1 protein-coding gene is annotated in these 2990 nt (G+C 74.2%); it reads left to right on the top strand.

The genetic code is table 11. The features are described 5' to 3' along the window. Positions 1-2990 (top strand): non-ribosomal peptide synthetase (locus tag GGR16_RS26035; RefSeq protein ID WP_183319147.1); only part of this gene is annotated, 2990 nt, incomplete at both ends.

The raw sequence follows: 2990 nt of genomic DNA, 5'->3' as shown, positions 1-2990 counted from the left end.
GCGCTGGCGGACGAGCCGGACACGGCGCCGGACGAGGCCGGCCACGACCTCGCCCATCCGGCCTATGTCATCTACACCTCGGGCTCAACCGGACGACCCAAGGGCGTCGTCGTCACCCATGTCGGCATCGCCAGCCTCGCCCTCGGGCAGATCGAGCGCTTCGGCGTCGGGCCCACATCCCGCGTCCTGCAATTCGCCTCCTTCAGCTTCGATGCGGCGGTGTCCGAGGTCGCCATGGCGCTCGTGGCCGGCGGCACCCTGGTGCTGATGCCGCCGGAGGGGTTCCAGTCGCCCGAGCAGCTCGCTGCGCTCCTCGCCGGTCATGGCGTGACGCATGTCACGCTGCCGCCGGCGGTGCTGTCGGTCCTGCCGGTCGAGGCGGTGCCGCCGGACTGCACCGTCATCACCGCGGGCGAGCACTGCCCGGCCGAGGTGATGGCGCGCTGGGCCGATGCCCGCACCATGATCAACGCCTACGGCCCTACCGAGACGACCGTCTGCGCCACCATGAGCGGGCGGCTGACGGCGGGCGGGACGCCGCCGATCGGCTCGCCGATCTGGAACAGCCGCGTCTATGTGCTGGATTCGGCGCTGCGGCCGGTCGGTTCCGGTGTCGCCGGGGAGCTCTATGTCGGCGGCCTCAGCCTCGCCCGCGGCTATCGCGGCCGGCCGGACCTGACGGCCGAGCGCTTCGTCGCCGACCCCTTCGGCCCACCGGGAGCGCGCATGTACCGCACCGGCGATATCGTGCGCCGGCGCGCCGATGGCGAGCTCGTCTTCGTCGGCCGGGCGGACCAGCAGGTCAAGATCCGCGGCCATCGCATCGAGCCGGGCGAGATCGAGGCCGTGCTCAATGGCCATGTCGCCGTCGCCCGGGCGGTGGTCATCGCACGCGAGGACCGGCCGGGCGACCGCCGGCTCGTCGCCTATTGCGTTGCCCGGGCCGCGGCTGTCATCGACGGCGAGGCGCTGCGGGCCCATGCCGCGGCGCAGCTTCCGGCGCATATGCTGCCGGCGGCCTTCGTCATGCTGGACAGCCTGCCGCTGACGCCGAACGGCAAGCTCGACCGGCGCGCGCTGCCGGCGCCGCAGCTCGCGCCCGTCGGCACCACGCCCCCGCGCAACGACCGCGAGGCCTTGCTGTGCCGGCTCTTCGCCGAGGTGCTCGGGCTCGACACGGTCGGCATCGACGACGGCTTCTTCGCCCTCGGCGGCGACAGCATCCTGTCGATCCAGCTCGTCGGCCGGGCCCGGCGGGAGGGGCTCGGGCTGATGCCGCGCGACGTCTTCGAGCGGCGCACTCCGGCGGGGCTGGCGGAAGCCGCCATTGATCTTGGCGCCGAGGAGGCCGCGCCGGAGCCCGGCGAGGGACCGGTGCCCCTGACGCCGATCGTCGCCTGGCTGCGCGAGAAGGGCGGCCCGATCGGCGCGTTCAACCAGGCCATGCTGCTCGAGGTGCCGCCCGCCATCGAGGAGGCCGCCCTCGCCGGCGCGCTGCAGGCGATGATCGATCACCACGACATGCTGCGCCTCAGGCTGCTGCCGGGCTGGACGCCGGCCGTCTCGCCGGCCGGCAGCGTCGTTGCGGCGGAATGCCTGCGTCGGGTCTGCGCCCGCGATGCCGATGGCGCGGCGCTCGAAGCCCTCGTCGCCGAGGAACGGGCGGCGGCGGAGCGGCGCCTGTCACCGGAGGACGGGGCGATGATCGCGGCGGTCTGGTTCGATCGCGGCCGGGCGCCGGGCCGGCTTCTCCTCGTCCTGCATCATCTCGTCGTCGACGGGGTCTCCTGGCGCATCCTCGTCGAGGACCTCGGCAGCGCCTTCACAGCGCTGGAGGCGGGCGAGCCGGTGGCCCTGCCGGCGGTCGCCACCTCGTTCCGCCGTTGGGCCGCGCATCTCGTCGAGGCGGCGCACCAGCCGCAGCGGCTGGCGGAACGGGATCTGTGGCGCGGCATGCTGGCGGATCCCGGGGCGCGGCTCGCCCTGCCGCCGCTCGATCCCGCGCGCGACACTGCCGGTTCGGCCGGGGTGCGGCGATGCATCCTCGGGCCGGAGGTGACGGCGCCGCTGCTGACGCGGCTGCCGGCGCTCTTCCACGGCGGCGTCAACGACGTGCTGCTGACCGCCTTCGCGCTTGCCGTCGCCGACTGGCGCGAGCGCCACGGCCTCGGCCGCGGCGAGGCGGTGCTCGTCGACCTCGAGGGCCATGGCCGCGAGGCGGCGGCGGGTATGGACCTCAGCCGCACGGTCGGCTGGTTTACCAGCCTCTTTCCGGTGCGGCTCGACCCGGGCGCCATCGACCGGCGCGCGGCGCTCGCCGGCGGCGAGGCGCTGGGGCTTGCCCTCAAGCGCATCAAGGAGCAGTTGCGGGTGCTGCCTGACAACGGCCTCGGCTACGGCCTCCTGCGCTATCTCAACGCGGAGGCGGGGCAGGCGCTTGCGGTTCAACCGGCGCCCCAGATGTCGTTCAACTATCTCGGCCGCTTCCCGGCGGCGCGCGGCGGTGCGTGGATGCCGGCGCCGGAAGGCGAGGGGCTCGCCGGCGGCGCCGACGCGGCCATGCCGCTCGCCCATGCCGTTTCGCTCGATGCGCAGGTGATCGACGGGGAGGACGGCCCGCGCCTCGTCGCCGACTGGACCTTCGCCCCGGCGCTGGTGACGCCGCAGGTGGTCGAGGAACTGGCCGAGGACTGGTTCGCCGCCTTGTCGGCCCTCGTCCGCCATGCCGCGCTGCCAGGCGCCGGCGGCCGCACACCGTCCGACGTCCTGCTGGGCGGGCTGTCGCAGGCGGAGGTGTCGGTCCTGGAGCGGGAGGTGTCGGGGCTTGCGGACGTTTGGCCGCTGACGCCGCTGCAGGAGGGGCTGCTGTTCCACGCGCTCTACGACGGGGCGGGGCCGGACGTCTATACGGTGCAGCTGGTGCTGGAGCTGGAGGGACGGCTCGAGGCGGCGGCCTTGAAGAAGGCGGCGGAGCGGCTGGTGGAGCGGCA

Source organism: Chelatococcus caeni, from assembly GCF_014196925.1.
Classification (GTDB): domain Bacteria; phylum Pseudomonadota; class Alphaproteobacteria; order Rhizobiales; family Beijerinckiaceae; genus Chelatococcus_A; species Chelatococcus_A caeni.
Note: the sequence above shows the minus strand (reverse complement) of the source record. Positions and strands in the feature narration are given on the sequence as shown.